The organism is Paenarthrobacter sp. TE4293 (genome assembly GCF_050435325.1).
Lineage (GTDB): Bacteria > Actinomycetota > Actinomycetes > Actinomycetales > Micrococcaceae > Arthrobacter > Arthrobacter nitroguajacolicus_C.
The window spans coordinates 284,440-302,683 of sequence record NZ_JBNJRY010000001.1; the positions used below are offsets into that span (position 1 = coordinate 284,440).

The following is an 18,244-nucleotide window of genomic DNA, read 5'->3' on the forward strand; positions in this document are numbered from 1 at the left end:
TTCTGTGTTGATAGCGCGGATCTTGTCAGGTACTGCATGACTTTCATTAGTAGGCGCCGGATGGCCGGGTCATGGCCCGGAAGGTCCGCCACATGATCATTAAGTCCCCCGCTATTGACCAGTTCTCCACGTAGTAGAGGTCCAGCCGGACCGCCTCGTCCCATGGGAGGTCCGAGCGTCCGTTGATTTGCCACAGTCCCGTAATGCCCGGCTTGATCAAGAGCCGGCGGTGCGTGTGGCGCTCGTAACCGCTGACTTCCCGTGAGAGCGGCGGCCTGGGTCCCACCAGGCTCATGGTGCCCGTCAGGACGTTCCAGAATTGGGGCAGTTCGTCCAGGGAGTACTTCCGCATCCACCTCCCGCACCGGGTGACACGTGGGTCGCCGCGGATCTTGAACAAGACCCCCGCACCCTCGTCCTGGCTGCTCAGGGCCTCCAGGTTCGCTTCGGCGTCCACCACCATGGAACGGAACTTCAGCATCTGGAAGGTGCTGCCCTGCTTGCCGATCCGTTCCTGTTTGAACAGGACCGGCCCGGGGCTGTCCGCACGGACAATCGCGGCCAGGATGAGCAGGACGGGTGCCAGGACGAGCAAGGCAACCGCGGACACCACAATGTCCATCAGCCGCTTGAGCGTATGTTTGCCCCCGGAATAGTGCGGGATGTCCACGTGCATCAGTGGAAGTCCTTCAACAGGCCGCCAGTGAATACGGGGGCCGGCCACGTTGGTCAGCGTCGCGGCCAGAACCAGCTCGGCAGCGTTTTCCTCCAGTTGCCAGCCAAGTTCCTGGATGAATTGGTTTCCACCGGGCACAGGACCGGCCACGATCACGGCGTTCGCCCCGGTCGTCCGGACAGTGTGGGCTACTCCGTAGATCGAGGACAGGACCGGGACGCGCAGATGGTCCACAGCCAGGACAGTTCCGCGGCGGGCACCCGGAAGGCAGGCGCCCAGGATGTCGTAGGCCGCGCCGGACTTTCGGTTGATCTGCTTGATGACGTACCTGACGTCCTGGGGCTCGCCAACAACGATGGCCCGGGAAAGGCAACGCCCCCGTGCTTTCTCGTGGCTCAGCCACCGGCGGAAACCCCACCGGCTCCCCGTCAGGGCGACCAAGCCCACGGGCAAGGAGACCAGGACAAACGAGCTGACAGCCTCCAAACGGAAGACGACCGCTACGATGCCGAGAAAGCCGAAGACCCGGAAGCTGGCCGAGAGAACACGTTTGTACTCCTCCGGACCTACACCGAGCACTTTGGGGTCCCGGGTCCTGTACACCTCAAGGGCGGCCAGCCAGACGACTCCGAGGATCACACCCAGTAACAGGTGTCGTGCCTGCTCAGGGCTGCCGTCTGCAAGCACCATGTCGTTCGTGTTGACCACCAGCCCTGCCAGGACAGCGCCTGCAACCAAGGCGGTGTCTGCCAGGCGGAGGCTGTTGGTCAGGTATCGGGTCCACGTCCAGCGGTCCTTCAGCGGAGCCTTGGCGCGGGGGCGGCGGTGGGTGACTGGCGGCAGCACGAGGTCCAGGGTGACATCCGATCCCAGCGCCGCCAGTCCCGCCTTTTCAGTCCGCTGTGCAGCAGCGGACTTGTCAATCCAGGGAGACGCCGGCGGATTGACGTCGGCGGCGACAGACTGGCCGGAAAACGCTGACCCCGCGGAGGCATGGACCACACCCTTCGGTGCCGTTGCCTTGCCCAATCGCAAGACTGGAACTTTCACCATGTCAGCCTTCTTCGCAGACCTGCCGTTGCCTACCTATCAGTGAAGCCGTGGCTCCCTTGGGGCGCACCAGTAGTCGATACTCAACTTTGCGCAGGATTACCTATGACCCCTACGTGCAAGTACCTGACCGGCACTTCACGGACTACGTGGTCCCACACGTAAAATCCCCGGAAATCCGGGCCGGAAACGCCACAAACAGGAAGGAAAAGGGCACAAAAAACCGGCCACCCGAAGGTGGCCGGTTCCCGGTTTCCTAGTCTTCGACGATTTCCAGGTCTTCGTCGACCACTTCGTCGTCTTCTTCATCCTCGTCGTCGAAGACCTGCAGCGGGGTGACTTCGGAATACGCCTCGTAGAGTGCGTCCTCGTAGACTTCGAAAGCATCGGCGACGGCGAAAAACGCGGCCTCGACAGTAGGGTCGCCCTCACCGCGCCGGGCGGATGCGGCGGCCAAGTGCTCTTCGAGGGCGGCGGTCAGTGATTGAAGCGCGACACGCGGATCGATGCTCATGACTTCACGTTAGCCGGAAAAAGACGAAAATGGAGAGGGATGAGAGAACAATTTCCAGGTAGCTCCGTGGAGCGCCAAAGAGACTATGCACGTCAGTACGAGTACCTCGTCCTGACGGTGGGACCTGAGGATTCGCTGCCCGAAGCCAGGCGCCGGCTCGCAGAACATTCCGAGTACGGCAAATGGGAACTCGAGCGCAGCGTGCTCTACCTTGGCGGTGGTCGTCGCTTCTGGCTGCGGCGCAAGGTGTACTCCATACAGCGGACCGTCTAGGATCCTGACGTCCCGGGCCGTGGGTCTTCCAACGGCCCCAACCAGGCGTTGGCCACCGTGTTGTGTGCGGATTCATCGTTGGACGGATGGAAAATCCCGGCGAGGACATCACGGTAGAGGCGTTCCATTTCCGAGCCCCTGAAGTAGCTGGAGCCCCCCGTGACCCTGACGGCCAGGTCCACCACGTAGCGGGCGTTTTCCGTGGCGCGGGATTTGAGGCCCACCAGTTTGGGGAACCATTGGGCGCCGTGGTCAACAAGGTTGTCCACGTCGCGGGCAAGGGTGGATATCTGTGGTGAAATGCCATCCATGGCCAGGGCGGCGTCGGCCACCTTCCACCGGATATCCGGATCCTGCGCGTAGCTGCGTCCGCCGTACTTGGCCGAGACCCTGCGCTTGACGTTCTGCACGCCAAGAGTGAAAGCGCGCTCCGCCACACCCGTATAGACCGCGGCGAGCAGGGTCTCGAAGCAGGCGAAAATCGCAAAGATCAGCAAGTCTCTGTTGGGCCCCACCGGCAACTTGCGGAAGATCCGTTCCGCCGGAACCACTGCGCCGTGTAGCAGCGTGGTGTTCGAGGCGCTGGCCCGCATGCCCATGGTGTCCCAGTCACTGAGCGTTTCGTGGCCTGGTTCATCGCGGCGGAGGAAACCGAAAACCAGTTCCCCTTCACCGTCCCTGGCATCGGCGTCCTTCCCGAACGTCCCCAGCCGGGTCCAACCGCGGGAGAGGCTCGTGAAAATTTTCCGGCCAGTGAATTTGTAGCCCCCATCGGGCAGCGGCTCGGCAACCGTGCCGGAATCGAACAGCATGGAATCGTTGCCGGCTTCGGAAATGCCGAAGGCAAAGACTTCCCCCTGCGCTGCTTCCTTGAGGACGAAGTCCAGCGACGCATCGCCCCTGGCGGCAAGGACCTGCGCGACGCCGGTCCACACCAGGTGCATATTCACGGCCAGCGCCGTGGCCGGGGCCGCCGTGGCGAGACGCTGCTGCAAGGCAGCTACCGCTTCGAGACCGAGTCCGAATCCGCCGTCGGCCTCCGGCACGAAGAGTTTGAGGTAACCGGCAGCGGCCAGTTCTTCCAGGTCCTCGTGGAAGAACCGGTTGTTCTGGTCATAACCGGCAGCACGGCCGCGCAGGCGCTCAAGCAGCGCATCGGGAAGGATTTCCTCGGGAGCCATCGCCAGCCTCCTTCTGTTGGTGTGCGTTTAGTAGTTGCTCAGCAGGGTGTTCAAGACGCGGGCGCCGAACTGGAGCGATTCCGCAGGGACGCGCTCGTCAACACCATGGAACATCCCGGTGAAATCGAGGTCCTCCGGCAGCATCAGCGGCGCAAAACCGTAGCCGGTAATGCCGATCTTGCTCAACGACTTGTTATCCGTGCCGCCTGACAGCGTGTACGGAAGGACCTTGGCGCCGGGATCCTCTGAATGCAGGGCGTCGATCATGGAATCGACCAGGTTCCCCGCGAACGGTACTTCCAGTGAAACATCCTTGTTCACGTAGTTGACGTCGATGCCATCGCCTGCAAGCTCTTTGATGGTCTCGAAAACCAATTCCTGCTGCCCGGGCAGGGTGCGGCAGTCCACGAAGGCCTCGGCAGATTCCGGAATGACGTTGTGTTTGTAGCCTGAACGCAGCAGCGTGGGGTTGGACGTGTTCTGCAGCGTCGCGCCCACAAACCTGGCGACCGTGCCGAGTTCCTTGAGGATGATGTCCGGGTTGTCCGGATCGAACTCGACGCCGGTCAGTTCCGTCACGCCGTCCAGGAACTGGCGCGTGGTGGGGGTCAATTCCACCGGCCACTTGTACTCGCCGATCCTGGTGACGGCCGCAGCCAAACGGGTGACAGCGTTGTCGGTGTTGATCTGCGATCCGTGGCCAGCGCGTCCGTGTGCTACCAACCGCAGCCAGGAGAGGCCCTTTTCTGCAGTCTGGAGCAGGTAGGTGCGTTGCCCGCCGATGGTTGCGGAAAAGCCGCCCACTTCCGAGATGGCCTCCGTGGCGCCATCGAACAATTCCCGCCGGTGTTCCACGGCGTAGCGGGCACCATAGGTGCCGCCGGCTTCCTCGTCGGCAAAGAACGCAAAGATAATGTCCCGCTTGGGTTTGCGGCCTGTGCGGGCGAAGTCACGCATGACAGAGAGAATCATGGCGTCCATGTCCTTCATGTCCACGGCGCCACGGCCCCAGACCAGTCCATCCTTAAGCTCGCCACTGAACGGATCAACACTCCACTGGTCCTTGAGGGCCGGAACAACGTCCAGGTGGCCATGGACCACCAGGGCATCCGCTGAGGGGTCCTCGCCGGCCATGCGTGTGACCACGTTGGCGCGGCCGGGGGCGGATTCGAAGATCTCGGCCTCGAGGCCCACTTCGGTAATGAGTCCGGCCGTGTATTCGGCGGCTGCTCGCTCCCCCGGTCCGGTGTCGTCGCCGAAGTTGGAGGAATCGATGCGGATCAGTTCCTGGCAGATCCGGACGACTTCATCTTCGGGGCGGATGACAGACATGGAAATTCTCCTTGCGTGGCTGGGCTGCAGGTTTCGGCGACGTGCACTGCGGATTCCGCAGCATGGCCGTCCCGTATCCCATCAGCCTACTCACCGGCAGGTGCGGTCGTCAGGAATTCATATCGCCGTAAGACGTCAGGCGTCCCTGGAGGCGTCCCTGACCAGCACCGATTTTTCAGGCATCGGAAACCGTGTTAGAGTTTTTCTCGCTGCTTCGGAGGAAAGTGAAGCACCGGAAGGTGCAAACAGGCTCCTCTGAACACCACCTGCGCGGGTGGCGGAATGGCAGACGCGCTAGCTTGAGGTGCTAGTCCTCGAAAGGGGGTGGGGGTTCAAGTCCCCCTCCGCGCACCAGCACAAGGCCTGGAATCCATGGATTCCAGGCCTTGTTTTGTTTTGTGTTGTTTCATCCCGGTAAGGGGAGCCGCACGAGGACCAACAACGACGGCGGCGGCCACCCTTTGGTGGCCGCCGCTCACGGTGTCTTGGAGAGTCAGCCCAAGGCGGCCACGCTGCCGGTGAAATGCCGACGGCCGCTGCGGGCATTCCACGCAACATAGTCCGAGCGTTCCCAACTCCCTGAACCGGACTGGACCGTCGCGATATCCACGGCGACGCGGGCAGGGAGGAACACGGGAGCTTCAAAGGCGACGTTCCACGTAAAGGAATCAGCCTTGACTGCCCCCACGTCGGCCAGTGCGCGGGAGGCCAAGTACATGCCATGCGCGATCGACCCCCGCAACCCCAGCGCTTTGGCAGAGAGCACGCTCAGGTGGATGGGGTTGAAGTCGCCGGAGACAGTGGCGTAGCTTCGTCCCGTTTCCAGGCCCAAATGCCACAGGCCTGTGGGATTCGGCGGCGAGAAGTCCGTGGGTGCTGTTGCGCCGTTCGCGCCTCCGGGTTTGTCGATTCCCGGCAGGAAGACTCCCTTGGCCAGATAGGTGGAGATGCCACGCCACAGCAGCCCGCCGTTGGTACTGGAACGGACCTCTGCCACTATGTCCAGTTGGGTTCCTGACTTATGGCCCGCCAGGTTTTCAGCCCAGGACCGGATGTCCAGGGCCTCGGAGAACGTAATGGGAACCCGCTGTTCCACGTAGTTCTTCAGGTGGATCATCCCCAGGAGCGGCAACGGAAAGTCGTCCCGGTTCATGACGCTCATGGACACCGGGAAAGCCAGCGCGTGGACATACCCGGCCGGCAGGATGTCACTGGCCGTCTCCCCCACCAAGTGCTGGTAAGCAGTCAGGTTCTCGACGTCGGCCCTGATGTTCCGGACCTCATGGCTGACCGTGGGCAAAGTATGCTGGCCGGCTGATGCGCCCAACACCCGACGACGGGCAGCTGTAGTGGCCGCGTTGACGTACAGCTTGGACAGGGACGGCAATTCGCCAAGGACCACGGGCTGGGACGTCGTCATGCTCCCACCAGCTGTTGTCCGCAAACGCGCAGCACCTCACCGGATATTCCACCGGCGGCGTCACTGGCCAGGAAGGCAATGGCTTCGGCAACGTCCTGGGGCTGCCCGCCTTGCTTGAGCGAGTTGAGCCTGCGCGCAGCCTCGCGGATGGCAAAGGGCATCCGGGCTGTCATCTCGGTTTCAATGAATCCCGGGGCGACGGCGTTGATGGTGCCGCCGAATGGCTCCATCAAGGAGGCTGTGGACCTCACCATGCCGATCACGCCGCCCTTGGAAGCGCCATAGTTGGTCTGTCCCCGGTTGCCCGCAATGCCGCTGGTGGAAGCCACGGATACGATGCGGGGTGAGTTCTTGAAATGCTCTGATGCCAACAGGGCTTCATTGATGTTCAATTGCGCTGCGATGTTCACTGCGATGACCGATTGCCAGCGGCCTTCGTCCATGTTCGCAAGAAGTCTGTCGCGCGTGATTCCGGCATTGTGGACCACAATGTCGAGCCGGCCGTGGCGTTCCACGGCGTGTTCGATGATCCGGTGGCCGGCGTCGTCACGACTGATGTCGAGCTGGAGCGCCGTACCCCGTACTTCATTGGCCACTGCAGCCAGGTGATCCCCGGCCGCAGGGATGTCCACGGCCACTACCGTTGCGCCGTCGCGGTGCAGCGTCCTGGCGATGGCAGCTCCGATGCCACGGGCCGCGCCGGTCACTACTGCGACTTTCCCGGCAAGCGGCTGTTCCGAGGTGGTTGGCAAGGTGCCGGCAGTGGAGCTGACGGTCAGGAACTGCCCGTCAACATAGGCCGAACGCCCGGAAAGGAAGAACCTCAGGGCGCCAAGGGCGGAGGGGCTGGTGGTCGCCAGGTTGTCGTCCAGGAGGATGCCGTTGGCTGTTGCACCGGCGCGGAGTTCTTTGGCCAGGGACCGCAACAAACCGTCAACACCTTGCCGTGCTGCAGCCGAGGCGGGGTTATCGGCGGACCCGGACGTCCGGGATATGGTGACAACCCGTGCGTTGGGTGCCAGGTCCCGGAGCGAAGTGCCCGCGGTCAGCACGGGTTTGGCCAGGTCTCCAGGATGCTGGACAGCATCGAGCACCACGATGATGGCGCCCAGCTTTTCCTTGGGCAACGCGTTCCGCCGGACGTCCAGGCCCCATCCAAGGAGGGTGGTGGCAATATCGTCGGCACCTGCGCTGTCGCCGTTCACCAGAACCGGGCCAGTGATCAGCGGGGCGCCGGCCTGGTAGCGCCGGAGCACCACGGGCTGCGGCAATCCGAGCCTTTTCGCGACGTCTTTGCCGAGCCCGTGGCTCACCAATTGTGTGTACTTGTCTGTCATGGAATCCCCCTACGCTGCTTCCAGAAGGGCAACGACGCCTTGGCCGCCGGCAGCACAGACGGAGATGAGGCCGCGTGCCGGCCGCCCGTTGACGGAGCCCTTTTCGTGCAGCATTTTCGCCAACGATGCCACAATCCTGCCACCTGTCGCAGCGAACGGATGCCCCGCTGCGAGGGATGATCCATTGATGTTGAGCTTGGCCCGATCCACCTTTCCTAGCGCTCCATCGAGTCCGAGGCGTGTGCGTCCAAAGTCTTCGTCTTCCCAGGCAGCGAGCGTGCTCAGGACGGTTCCTGCGAAGGCCTCATGGATTTCGAAGAAGTCAATGTCCTCGAACGTCAATCCGTGACGGGCCAGGAGGCGCGGTACGGCGAAGACCGGCGCCATCAGCAGACCGTCCTTGCCGTGCACGAAATCGACCGCTGCGGCTTCGCCGTCGACGACGGTTGCCAGCTTGGGGAGGCCATGGGCGTCGGCCCAATCTCCCGTTGCCAAAAGAACCGTCGATGCGCCATCGGTCAGCGGTGTTGAATTGCCGGCGGTCATGGTGGCCTCCGAGCCCAGGTTCTTGCCGAAGACGGGCTTCAACGCCGCCAGCTTCTCCAAGGTGGTGTCCGCGCGGAGGTTGGAGTCCCGGCTGAGTCCACGGTACGGGGTGATCAGGTCATCGAAGAAGCCGCGCTCGTAGGCTGCTGCGAGATTGCGGTGGCTGTTGAAGGCAAGTTCGTCCTGGGCCTCGCGGGTGATCTTCCATTGGGCAGTGGTGAGTGCCTGGTGCTCCCCCATGGACAGGCCGGTGCGGGGTTCTCCTGTGTTCGGAGCGTCGGGTGCCAGATCCTTGGGGCGGATCCGACCGATGATCTTCAGCTTTTGCACCGGAGTTCTCGCGCGGTTCAGGTCCAGCAGGATCTCACGAAGCCCCTCGCTCACGGCGATGGGGGCATCCGACGCCGAGTCCACTCCGCCGGCGATTCCTGAGTCGATCTGGCCCAGCTTGATCTTGTTGGACAAGCCGATCACTGTTTCCAGGCCGGTCGCGCAAGCCTGCTGGAGGTCATAGGCCGGGGTCTCCGGTGACAATGCCGAGCCCAGGACCGCTTCCCGGGTGAGGTTGAAGTCCCGGGAGTGCTTGAGCACAGCACCCGCAGCTACCTCACCGATGCGCTCATCCTGCAACCCGAACCTCGCGATCAGGCCATCCAGTGCTGCGGTGAGCATGTCCTGGTTGGAGGACTTGACGTAAGGTCCCCCGGTCCGGGCGAACGGGATGCGGTTGCCGCCCACGATGACCGCCGCGCGTGGCGCTTGGGGGGTGGAAGCCGGTTCCCGGGTTCCGCCCGTGGTGACGTCTGCTGCAGTCATGCCTGTCTCCTTCGATCATTGCCAGTTACTGATACCCAGCGTACCTGATACGCTGGGTATCGTGAACAGTCGCCACGAAGAATCCGCCCAGGCCGCAGCGGGTGCGCAGGATGCCGCCGTCGACGGCCGGGCTGCCCGGTGGCAGTCCCACCGCGAGGAGCGGCGCGGGGAGCTCATCAGGTCGGCCCGTAAAGCGGTCCACAGACTCGGCAGCGATGCCTCCATGGAGGACATCGCGGGGGCCGCTGGGACATCCAAATCGGTCTTCTACCGCTACTTCGGCGACAAGGCCGGCCTTCAGCAAGCCATGGGCGAGGTAGTCCTGGGGCAGATGCAGCGCCGCATGCAGGAAGCAGCCCAACTGGCCCAGACTCCCCGCGAGGGGCTCTTCGCCATGGTCTCCGCCTACTTGCAGATGGCCGAATCCAGTCCCCATGTGTACGCGTTCATTACGCGGCTTACTCCCGGAGAGGCCTCGGCCCAGGATGCCATTGCAGCGTCCGGAGCGCTGGGAAACTTCTTCGAACAAATTTCGGACATGATCGCCACGCCCATGCGGGAATACCTGGGCGACGAGAACCAGGCGGTGATCGTCTATTGGCCCACCGCCGCCATCGGACTCGTCAGGAACGCCGGTGAGATGTGGTTGGGAAGCCCGGCCGGCATCGGCAAACCGGACCAGGCAACGATGGCCGGACAGATCACCGATTGGTTGTGCCTGGGCATCGCCCCGGCACTCAAAACCACCACCTGACACCAGTAATGACTCATCAGTTGTCGGAACCAAAGAAGGAAGCAACATGACTGAAGTAGTGGACCGGACCGCATCGGGGCAGCAGCCCGCGGGCAGCAACGACGCCGCCACCACTGGCGCCACGCCTGTGGTTGATGTCGCCGCGTTGGGAGAACAACTCCTCGGCAAATGGGCCGACATCCGGCACCAGGCGCGTGAAGTGGCAGGGAACCCGGCTGTGCAGAAAATTGAAGGGATGCACCACACGGAGCATCGTGCCCGTGTGTTCGAACAACTGAAGTTCCTGGTGGACAACAACGCCGTCCACCGCGCATTCCCTACCCGCCTGGGTGGCTCGGATGATCACGGCGGCAATATCGCCGGCTTCGAGGAACTGGTCACCGCTGACCCATCCCTCCAGATCAAGGCCGGTGTTCAATGGGGCCTCTTCGGTTCCGCCGTGATGCACCTCGGGACTGCCGGGCACCACGACAAGTGGCTTCCCGGGATCATGAACCTGGACATCCCGGGTTGTTTTGCCATGACTGAGACCGGCCATGGCTCGGACGTCGCCAGCATCGCCACGACGGCCACCTATGACGAAGCCAGCCAGGAGTTCGTCATCAACACGCCCTTCCGCGCCGCGTGGAAGGACTACATCGGCAATGCTGCCAATGACGGCCTGGCCGCTGTGGTCTTCGCCCAACTGATCACCCAGGACGTCAACCGCGGCGTTCATGCCTTCTACGTTGAACTCCGCGATCCTTCCACCAAGGAATTCCTGCCCGGCATCGGCGGCGAAGATGACGGCATCAAGGGTGGACTCAACGGAATTGACAATGGCCGGCTGCACTTCACAGACGTACGTATCCCCCGCGCCAACCTGCTGAACCGTTACGGCGACGTAGCCGCGGACGGGGCCTACTCCTCCACCATCGAAAGCCCGGGGCGCCGTTTCTTCACCATGCTGGGCACCCTCGTCCAAGGACGTGTTTCCTTGGACGGCGCCGCGGTTGCTGCCAGCAAGGTGGCACTGAAAACAGCAATCCAGTACGCCACGGAGCGCCGTCAGTTCAACGCCTCTTCGGCAACCGACGAAGAGGTCCTGCTGGACTACCAGCGGCACCAGCGCCGCCTCTTCACCCGGCTGGCCACCACCTATGCGGCGAGCTTCGCGCACGAACAGCTCCTGCAGAAGTTCGACGACGTGTTCTCGGGTGCCCACGATACCGATGCCGACCGCCAGGACCTGGAAACGCTGGCAGCCGCGCTCAAGCCGCTGAGCACCTGGCACGCCCTGGACACCCTGCAGGAATGCCGCGAAGCCTGCGGCGGGGCTGGTTTCCTGATCGAAAACCGTTTCGCTTCGCTGCGCGCGGACCTCGATGTCTATGTCACCTTCGAAGGCGACAACACCGTCCTGCTGCAGTTGGTGGCCAAGCGTCTTCTGGCCGACTACGCCAAGGAATTCCGCAGCGCAGACTTCGGTGTGCTTGCCCGCTACGTGGTGGACCAGGCGGCCGGAGTGGCGCTCCACCGGACGGGGCTTCGCCAGGTTGCCCAGTTCGTGGCCGATACGGGGTCGGTCCAGAAAGCCGCCCTGGCCCTGCGGGACGAGGAAGGCCAGCGGACGTTGCTCGCCGACCGGGTGCAGTCCATGGTTGCCGAGGTAGGTGCTGCACTTAAGGGAGCCAACAAGCTTCCGCAGCACCAAGCGGCGGCCCTCTTCAACCAGCATCAGAACGAGCTCATCGAAGCTGCCCAGGCGCACGCAGAACTGCTCCAGTGGGAGGCCTTCACCGAAGCCCTGGCACAAGTCTCCGATGAGGGAACCAAGCGTGTCCTGACGTGGCTGCGTGACCTCTTCGGACTGTCCCTGATTGAGAAGCACCTGTCCTGGTACCTCATGAACGGACGGCTCTCGATGCAGCGGGGACGGACAGTGGGCGCGTACATCAACCGCTTGCTGGTCAAGATCCGCCCGCATGCCGTGGACCTGGTTGATGCTTTTGGCTATGGGCCGGAGCATCTCAGGGCCTCCATCGCCACCGGTGCTGAATCCACCCGCCAGGACGAAGCGCGGAAGCATTTCCGCGAGCAGCGCGCCAGCGGCAGCGCCCCCGTGGACGAGAAGACCCTTCTCGCCCGCAAGGCAAACAAAACCCGCTAGCAGCGTCGCGCCGCCGGATGGTGAACATCGGCGGAACGTCTGGAAAAGCCCGACGGCGCCGTCCCCGCCAAGGGGGGCGGCGCCGTCGGGCTTTCCTGCTGAGGTGGTGCCTGGATTGCCTTTATCGAAGGACGGAGCGGTAGACCTCAAGCGTGGTTTCCGTGATGGATTCCCAGGAGAAGTGTTCCTCCGCCCGGCGTCGTCCGGCAATCCCCATCTCGCGGGCCCGCGCAGGATCGGCGACAACCTCGTTCAAGGCTGCCGCGAAGTCGCTCACGAACTTCTCCGGATCCAACGGCGTTCCAGTGCCGTCGGTGACCTGCTCCAGCTGGACGAGGAGTCCGGTTTCACCATGCTGGACGACCTCCGGAATACCGCCTGTGGCACTGGCCACCACCGCGGCGCCGCAGGCCATGGCTTCGAGGTTAACGATGCCCAGGGGCTCGTAAATCGACGGGCAGGCGAAGGCCGTGGCATGGCTGAGAACCTGGATGAGCTCCTTCCGGGGCAGCATCCGTTCTATGAGAATGACGCCCTGGCGCTTTGCCTGAAGTTCCTCAATGAGGCGGGCAGTTTCCGCGGCGAGCTCTGGAGTATCCGCCGCCCCGAGGCACAGGACCACCTGGACGTCGTCGGGCAGGCTGGATGCGGCGCGGAGCAAGTACGGAACGCCCTTCTGGCGGGTGTTCCGTCCCACGAAGACCACGCTGGGCTTGGCAGGATCGATCCCCAGGGCACGGATCGCGTCATCGTTTTCATCACGTTCCCAGAGGGAAACGTCGATGCCGTTGTGCACTACGCGGACCTTGTCCGGATCCACCGTGGGGTAGCTGCGGAGGATGTCCTGGCGCATGCCGTCGGAGACGGCGATGATCGCTGCGGCTGCCTCGTAGGCGGTCTTTTCCACCCAGGAGGACAGCGCATAGCCGCCGCCCAGCTGCTCAGCCTTCCACGGGCGCAGGGGCTCAAGGCTGTGGGCGCTGAGCACGTGCGGAATGCCGTGCAGCAGCGAGGCGAGGTGGCCGGCCATGTTGGCGTACCAGGTGTGCGAGTGGACAACGTCCGCTCCCGCAATGTCCGGAACGATCCTCAGGTCCACGCCGAGGGTCTGGATGGCGGCGTTGGCATCGCCGAGGTCTTCGGGCGTGGCGTAGGACGCCACGGAAGCCCCATGATAGTCGGCGTCACGGGGCGCACCGAACGCCCGGACGTGAAGGTCGACGTGCTTTGCCAGCACGCGGCTGAGCTCGGCAACGTGGACACCGGCACCGCCGTATATTTCCGGAGGGAATTCTTTAGTCACAATGTCTATTCGCACGCTAACCAACGTAGTCGTTCCGGCGTATGTGTTCTAGTGTGAAAGGGTCCGGAAAATCGGACTTTTGGGGGATACGAAGACGTACGGGGAGCTGTGACCATGGCGTTGAAGAAAGTTCTGGCAATCGTATTGGCAGGCGGAGAAGGCAACCGACTGATGCCGCTGACGGCGGATCGGGCCAAGCCCGCGGTTCCGTTCGCAGGCGGCTACAGGTTAATTGACTTTGCACTATCCAATCTCGTTAATTCGGGATATTTGAAAATCGTTGTTCTGACGCAGTACAAATCGCACAGCCTTGACCGGCACATCTCGGAAACCTGGCGCATGTCCACGCAGCTGGGCCGGTATGTGGCTTCTGTTCCCGCGCAGCAACGCGTGGGAAAGAGCTGGTTCCTTGGCAGCGCCAACGCAATCTACCAATCGCTTAACCTCATCCATGACGACGCCCCGGACATCGTGGTTGTGGTCGGCGCAGACCACGTGTACCGGATGGACTTCTCCCAAATGGTGGAGCAGCACATTGCCAGTGGCGCCAAGGCTACAGTCGCGGCCGTCCGCCAGCCGCTGAACATGGCGAACCAGTTCGGCGTGATCGAAGTGGACCAGAACGATCCCCAAAAGATTGCCGCCTTCGTGGAGAAGCCGGCCAGCACCCCCGGGCTGGCAGCAGACCCCACGCAATTCCTTGCTTCCATGGGAAATTACGTGTTCAACGCGGACGCCTTGGTGGAGGCCTTGCACGTGGATGCCGAACGCCTCGATACCAAGCACGACATGGGCGGGGACATCATTCCCTACTTCGTCGACCAAGGCGAAGCAGGAGTGTACGACTTCACGCTCAACGACATTCCCGGTGCTACTGAACGGGACCGGACGTACTGGCGCGACGTCGGTACCATCGACTCGTTCTACGACGCGCATATGGACCTCATCTCCCCCGTACCGATCTTCAACCTCTATAACTCGGAGTGGCCGATCTACACCCGCCAGAGCATCTCGCCGCCTGCGAAGTTTGTCCGTGGCGAGAACAACACGGTGGGAACGGCCCTCGATTCCATTGTTGCCAGCGGCGTGGTGGTCTCCGGCGGCATCGTGGAGGGCTCCGTCCTCTCCAACGATGCCTACGTGGCGGCCGGCAGCAGGGTCCAGGACTCCGTGCTGATGGATAAGGTCCGCGTTGGCGAAGGCGCCGTGATCAAGAGGGCGATTCTGGACAAGAACGTGAAGGTTCCTGCAGGGGCCGCCATTGGCCTCGACCCGGCCCTGGACAAGGCCCGCGGGTACAAGGTCACGGAGTCGGGCATCACGGTCCTGGCGAAGGGCCAGGTTGTCCCCGAACCCGGTGAAGCAGAGCTCGCACTTTCTGCACAGTACCGCCGGGGGCTGCCGGAAGCCGTCAAGGCGGCCACGCACCACGACCCCGACATCCGTGACTCCGCAGAAAAAGTCGCTGCCGGAATCCAGTCCAGGGTGCCGGACGCCGCATCACAGGGCGCAGCTAACTAACCACCTGGCACGTCGCTGACGCAGACAGAACCCGAGGCGGGCCAAAGGGTCCCAAGGCTGTAAAATCAGGTCAATGAGCTCTACCGATCTGACGCCTGAAGAGATCCAGGCCTGCCTCAAGGTTCTGACAACGATCCACGTCTACGACGAAGAGCACCCGGATTATGTTGCCGTCCGTCGTGCCACCGGCAAGATGTTCAAGGCGGTCAAACGCCACCGCCGCGTCACCAAGCGCGATTCCATCGCCGAGGCCGATCGGGCTGTGATTGCCCTCACTGCCACCGCAGCGCCGGACCGGATTGATGACGAAACCCGCGGCAACAAGCTTGCTCCCTCCGCAACAGGAGAGATCGCGGGCCATCTCATCCGATCGCGTCCTTGCTATATCTGCAAGAAGCACTACACCCAGGTAGATGCCTTTTACCATCAGCTGTGCCCCGAATGCGCCTTGTTCAGCCATAGCAAGCGCGACGCCCGGACCGACCTCACGGGGCGTCGGGCACTGCTGACCGGCGGCCGTGCCAAGATCGGCATGTACATTGCGTTGCGACTCCTGCGGGACGGAGCGCACACGACGATCACCACCCGTTTCCCCAAGGACGCTGCCCGACGCTTCGCCGCCATGGAAGACAGCGCGGAATGGCTGCACCGACTACGGATCGTTGGCATCGACCTCCGTGACCCCGCACAGGTGATGGCGTTGACCGATTCCCTCAACGACGCCGGTCCCCTGGACATCATCATCAACAACGCCGCACAGACCGTGCGTCGCTCCGGCAACGCTTACAAACCGCTGGTGGACGCCGAGGACGAGCCGTTGCCTGCCGCCCTGGAACCTGCCAACGGTGGTCCGGAACTCGTGACGTTCGGCCATGCGCACGACAAGCACCCCCTCGCTTTGGCCAGCAGTGTCACCGAGCACCCGGTGCTCGCCGGTGATGCGATCACCTCGTTGGCACTGTCCACGGGGTCGGCATCGCTGGAGAGGATCGAATCAGGAACGGCGATCGACGCCGGCGGGCTGGTTCCCGATCTCGCAACGATCAACAGCTGGACCCAGATGGTGGATGAAGTGGACCCCTTGGAGATGCTGGAAGTGCAGCTGTGCAACGTCACCGCGCCGTTCCTGCTGGTCAGCCGGTTGCGCGATGCCATGAGGCGATCCACGGCGCACCGTAAATACATCGTCAATGTCTCAGCCATGGAGGGGCAGTTCTCCCGCGCCTATAAGGGCCCGGGACACCCGCACACCAACATGGCCAAAGCTGCCCTGAACATGATGACCCGGACCAGCGCCCAGGAAATGCTGGATTCCGATGGCATCCTCATGACCGCGGTGGACACCGGATGGATCACGGATGAGCGCCCCCACTACACCAAGGTGCGGCTGATGGAGGAAGGGTTCCACGCTCCCCTGGACCTGGTGGACGGTGCCGCCCGTGTTTACGACCCCATCGTGATGGGCGAAAAGGGCGAGGACCAGTATGGTGTCTTCCTCAAGGACTACAAGCCGTCACCCTGGTAGGAAGTCTCTCGCGTTGTGTACGGATAAGGCCCTTAAGAGCGACTCTTAAGGGCCTTATCCGTTCAAAGACTGCTAGGCGAGGCGGGTAATCTCCACCGACACGGAGAGTCCGGAACCACCGCCACCGGACAGAATCCCCTTCAGCGGGGGTACATCGCGGTAATCCCGCCCCCTGGCCACCGTCACGTGGTAATCACCGGCGGGCTTGTGGTTGGTGGGGTCCCAGCTGCGCCATTCGCCGTCCCACCATTCCAACCAGGCGTGCGACTGTCCGGCAACCGTTTCGCCGATATCCGCGGAGGATCGCGGATGGATGTACCCGGAAACGTAACGCGCCGGAATTCCGCTGCAGCGCAGGGCTCCAATGGCAAGGTGCGCCAGGTCCTGGCACACGCCCTGGCGCTGCGACCACGCCTGCTCGGCATTGGTCGTCACGCCGGTGGTGCCCTTCATATAGGTCATTTCGCCCGCCATCCAGGCGAACACAGCCAAAGCCGCCTCGTGGGGGTTCTTTCCGTCGACAATTCCAGGCACGATATCGAGCACTTCATCGCCGGGGCCGCTCAACCTTGACTGGGGCAACCAGTCGCTGAACTCGTCCTGGACCTTGTCGGAGGCAATGACATCCCACCCCACGATGTCGTCCTCGACGGCTACGCGCTCGATGCGATGCACTTCCACTGTGGCCGTCGCCAGGACCTCGAGGCTCTCATGCGGCATCTGCATATCGAATGCCGTGACGCGTGTTCCCCAGTAGTCACGGTAGGTGCTGACTGACGCCTGGTTGGGTGCGACTTTCAGTGAGGACTCCAGGACCACCTGCTGGCCGTCCGTCAACGGAGTCATCCGGGCTTCGTTGTAGGACAACGTCACTCGGCGGTTGTACTTGTAGGCCGTCTTGTGGACGATGCTCAGCCGGGTCATGAAACTTCTCCCACCCAGGCGTGCTCATCAGCCTGATTGAAGTACTTACGGGAAATTGCGTCCGACGCCTGCGTCACGGCCTTCTGCACACGTTCCATGTGTTCAGGCAGTTCGGACATGAGGTCATCCGTACGGTGGAACTCAAGGAACGTGCGCGCCTGGCCGACAATGCGGCGGGCATCGTTGATGAAGCCCACACGCTGGGCTGACGGATCCAGCTTGGCAAGGCATTCATCGGCATCACGCAAGGCATAGACAATGGAACGTGGGAACAGGCGGTCCAGGAGGAGGAACTCGGCGGCGTGTTGGTCACCGAAAGCTGCCCTGCGTGTGCGGATGAAGGACTCGTAGGCCCCGGCACAGCGGAGCATGTTGACCCACGACATTCCCGCCGACTGGACATCGCGCGTCGACAGCATGCGGGCCGTCATATCGGCCCGTTCAAGGGAGCGTCCAAGGACCATGAACAGCCAGCTTTCGTCGTGGCTGACGGTGGTGTCCGCCAGGCCGCGAACCATGGCCGTCCGTTCCAGGACCCAGTTGCAGAAACGGTAGGTTCCCACTACGTCCTTACGGTGCTGGTTGAGGCCGTAGTAGGTGGTGTTGAGGCTTTCCCAGAGCGACTGGGAGACGGTCTCCCGGGCACGCCGTGCATTCTCGCGGGCTGCACCGAGTGAACCGGCAATGGAGGACGCGCTCTGCTTGTCGTAGGCCAGTGCATGCAGGAGCTCGGGCAAGCCGAAGTCCTCACTCTGGGGTTTGGCGCCCATGACGGCAAGGAGCTCGCGGGCAACGCTTCGCTGCTCTTCAAGGGGCAGATGGTTAAGCCGCTCCAAGTGCACATCCAGGATCCTGGAGGTGCCGTCGGCGCGTTCTACGTAGCGTCCGATCCAAAAAAGAGACTCAGCAATACGGCTCAGCAT

Annotated in this window: 15 protein-coding genes and 1 tRNA gene; 6 read left to right on the plus strand and 10 right to left on the minus strand. The window is 62.9% G+C overall.

What is annotated here, in order from left to right; genetic code table 11:
* Nucleotides 1-46: 46 nt before the first annotated feature.
* Together QF015_RS01355 and QF015_RS01360 are read right to left on the minus strand one after the other, a co-directional pair.
* Nucleotides 47-1,729, minus strand: coding sequence for a sugar transferase (locus QF015_RS01355; protein ID WP_310204765.1), 1,683 nt, complete (start codon nucleotides 1,727-1,729; stop codon nucleotides 47-49).
* A gap of 253 nt (nucleotides 1,730-1,982) precedes the next feature.
* Nucleotides 1,983-2,240: a hypothetical protein gene (locus QF015_RS01360; RefSeq protein ID WP_310204769.1), complete on the minus strand. Its 258-nt coding sequence runs from the start codon at nucleotides 2,238-2,240 to the stop codon at nucleotides 1,983-1,985.
* Between the two features lie 39 nt (nucleotides 2,241-2,279).
* Between QF015_RS01360 and QF015_RS01365 the strand changes: the two genes are divergently transcribed.
* The gene (locus QF015_RS01365) at nucleotides 2,280-2,513 is read left to right on the plus strand and encodes a DUF5703 family protein (RefSeq protein WP_310204771.1); all 234 of its coding nucleotides are present in this window, start codon (nucleotides 2,280-2,282) and stop codon (nucleotides 2,511-2,513) included.
* Here QF015_RS01365 and QF015_RS01370 read toward each other — a convergent pair.
* Nucleotides 2,510-3,694 (minus strand): acyl-CoA dehydrogenase family protein, encoded by a 1,185-nt coding sequence (locus tag QF015_RS01370; protein WP_310204774.1) that lies wholly within the window; start codon nucleotides 3,692-3,694, stop codon nucleotides 2,510-2,512. The two genes, QF015_RS01365 and QF015_RS01370, sit on opposite strands and share 4 nt — an antisense overlap.
* A gap of 27 nt (nucleotides 3,695-3,721) precedes the next feature.
* Nucleotides 3,722-5,026, minus strand: a complete 1,305-nt coding sequence (locus QF015_RS01375; RefSeq protein ID WP_429386368.1) for a M20/M25/M40 family metallo-hydrolase — start codon at nucleotides 5,024-5,026, stop codon at nucleotides 3,722-3,724.
* 268 nt (nucleotides 5,027-5,294) lie between these two features.
* Between QF015_RS01375 and QF015_RS01380 the strand changes: the two genes are divergently transcribed.
* Nucleotides 5,295-5,380 (plus strand) — tRNA-Leu (locus QF015_RS01380).
* 139 nt (nucleotides 5,381-5,519) lie between these two features.
* Here the strand turns inward: QF015_RS01380 and QF015_RS01385 are convergent.
* The 3 genes from QF015_RS01385 to QF015_RS01395 are packed head-to-tail and all read right to left on the minus strand — an operon-like array spanning nucleotide 5,520 to nucleotide 9,145.
* Nucleotides 5,520-6,446, minus strand: a complete 927-nt coding sequence (locus tag QF015_RS01385) for a MaoC/PaaZ C-terminal domain-containing protein (protein WP_429386370.1) — start codon at nucleotides 6,444-6,446, stop codon at nucleotides 5,520-5,522.
* Entirely contained in the window at nucleotides 6,443-7,783 is a 1,341-nt protein-coding gene (locus tag QF015_RS01390) for a 3-oxoacyl-ACP reductase (protein WP_310204783.1), read from the minus strand. Before QF015_RS01390 ends, QF015_RS01385 begins: the two co-directional genes overlap by 4 nt.
* 9 nt (nucleotides 7,784-7,792) lie before the next feature.
* Complete coding sequence (locus tag QF015_RS01395) at nucleotides 7,793-9,145, minus strand: acetyl-CoA C-acetyltransferase (protein WP_429386372.1); 1,353 nt, start codon at nucleotides 9,143-9,145, stop codon at nucleotides 7,793-7,795.
* On the opposite strand from QF015_RS01395, the gene QF015_RS01400 reads away from it, so the two are divergent.
* Nucleotides 9,144-9,899 (plus strand): TetR/AcrR family transcriptional regulator, encoded by a 756-nt coding sequence (locus QF015_RS01400; RefSeq protein ID WP_310204790.1) that lies wholly within the window; start codon nucleotides 9,144-9,146, stop codon nucleotides 9,897-9,899. The genes QF015_RS01395 and QF015_RS01400 overlap by 2 nt on opposite strands.
* A gap of 46 nt (nucleotides 9,900-9,945) precedes the next feature.
* Nucleotides 9,946-12,048 (plus strand): acyl-CoA dehydrogenase, encoded by a 2,103-nt coding sequence (locus QF015_RS01405; RefSeq protein ID WP_429386374.1) that lies wholly within the window; start codon nucleotides 9,946-9,948, stop codon nucleotides 12,046-12,048.
* A 121-nt stretch (nucleotides 12,049-12,169) separates the two neighbouring features.
* Here the strand turns inward: QF015_RS01405 and glgA are convergent, their stop codons facing one another.
* Complete coding sequence (gene glgA / locus QF015_RS01410) at nucleotides 12,170-13,366, minus strand: glycogen synthase (protein WP_310204795.1); 1,197 nt, start codon at nucleotides 13,364-13,366, stop codon at nucleotides 12,170-12,172.
* A 93-nt stretch (nucleotides 13,367-13,459) separates the two neighbouring features.
* On the opposite strand from glgA, the gene glgC reads away from it, so the two are divergent.
* Both glgC and QF015_RS01420 read left to right on the plus strand, forming a co-directional pair.
* Nucleotides 13,460-14,872 carry a glucose-1-phosphate adenylyltransferase gene (glgC, locus tag QF015_RS01415; protein ID WP_310204798.1) on the plus strand — a complete coding sequence of 471 codons (1,413 nt, stop codon included), beginning with the start codon at nucleotides 13,460-13,462 and terminating at the stop codon, nucleotides 14,870-14,872.
* Between the two features lie 73 nt (nucleotides 14,873-14,945).
* On the plus strand, nucleotides 14,946-16,397 hold the full coding sequence (locus QF015_RS01420) for an SDR family NAD(P)-dependent oxidoreductase (RefSeq protein ID WP_310204801.1): 1,452 nt from the start codon (nucleotides 14,946-14,948) through the stop codon (nucleotides 16,395-16,397).
* 72 nt (nucleotides 16,398-16,469) lie between these two features.
* Here the strand turns inward: QF015_RS01420 and QF015_RS01425 are convergent, their stop codons facing one another.
* Together QF015_RS01425 and QF015_RS01430 are read right to left on the minus strand one after the other, a co-directional pair.
* Nucleotides 16,470-17,321, minus strand: coding sequence for a transglutaminase family protein (locus tag QF015_RS01425; RefSeq protein ID WP_310204804.1), 852 nt, complete (start codon nucleotides 17,319-17,321; stop codon nucleotides 16,470-16,472).
* Nucleotides 17,318-18,244 carry an alpha-E domain-containing protein gene (locus QF015_RS01430; RefSeq protein WP_026540668.1) on the minus strand — a complete coding sequence of 309 codons (927 nt, stop codon included), beginning with the start codon at nucleotides 18,242-18,244 and terminating at the stop codon, nucleotides 17,318-17,320. The genes QF015_RS01425 and QF015_RS01430 overlap by 4 nt, the downstream gene beginning before the upstream one ends.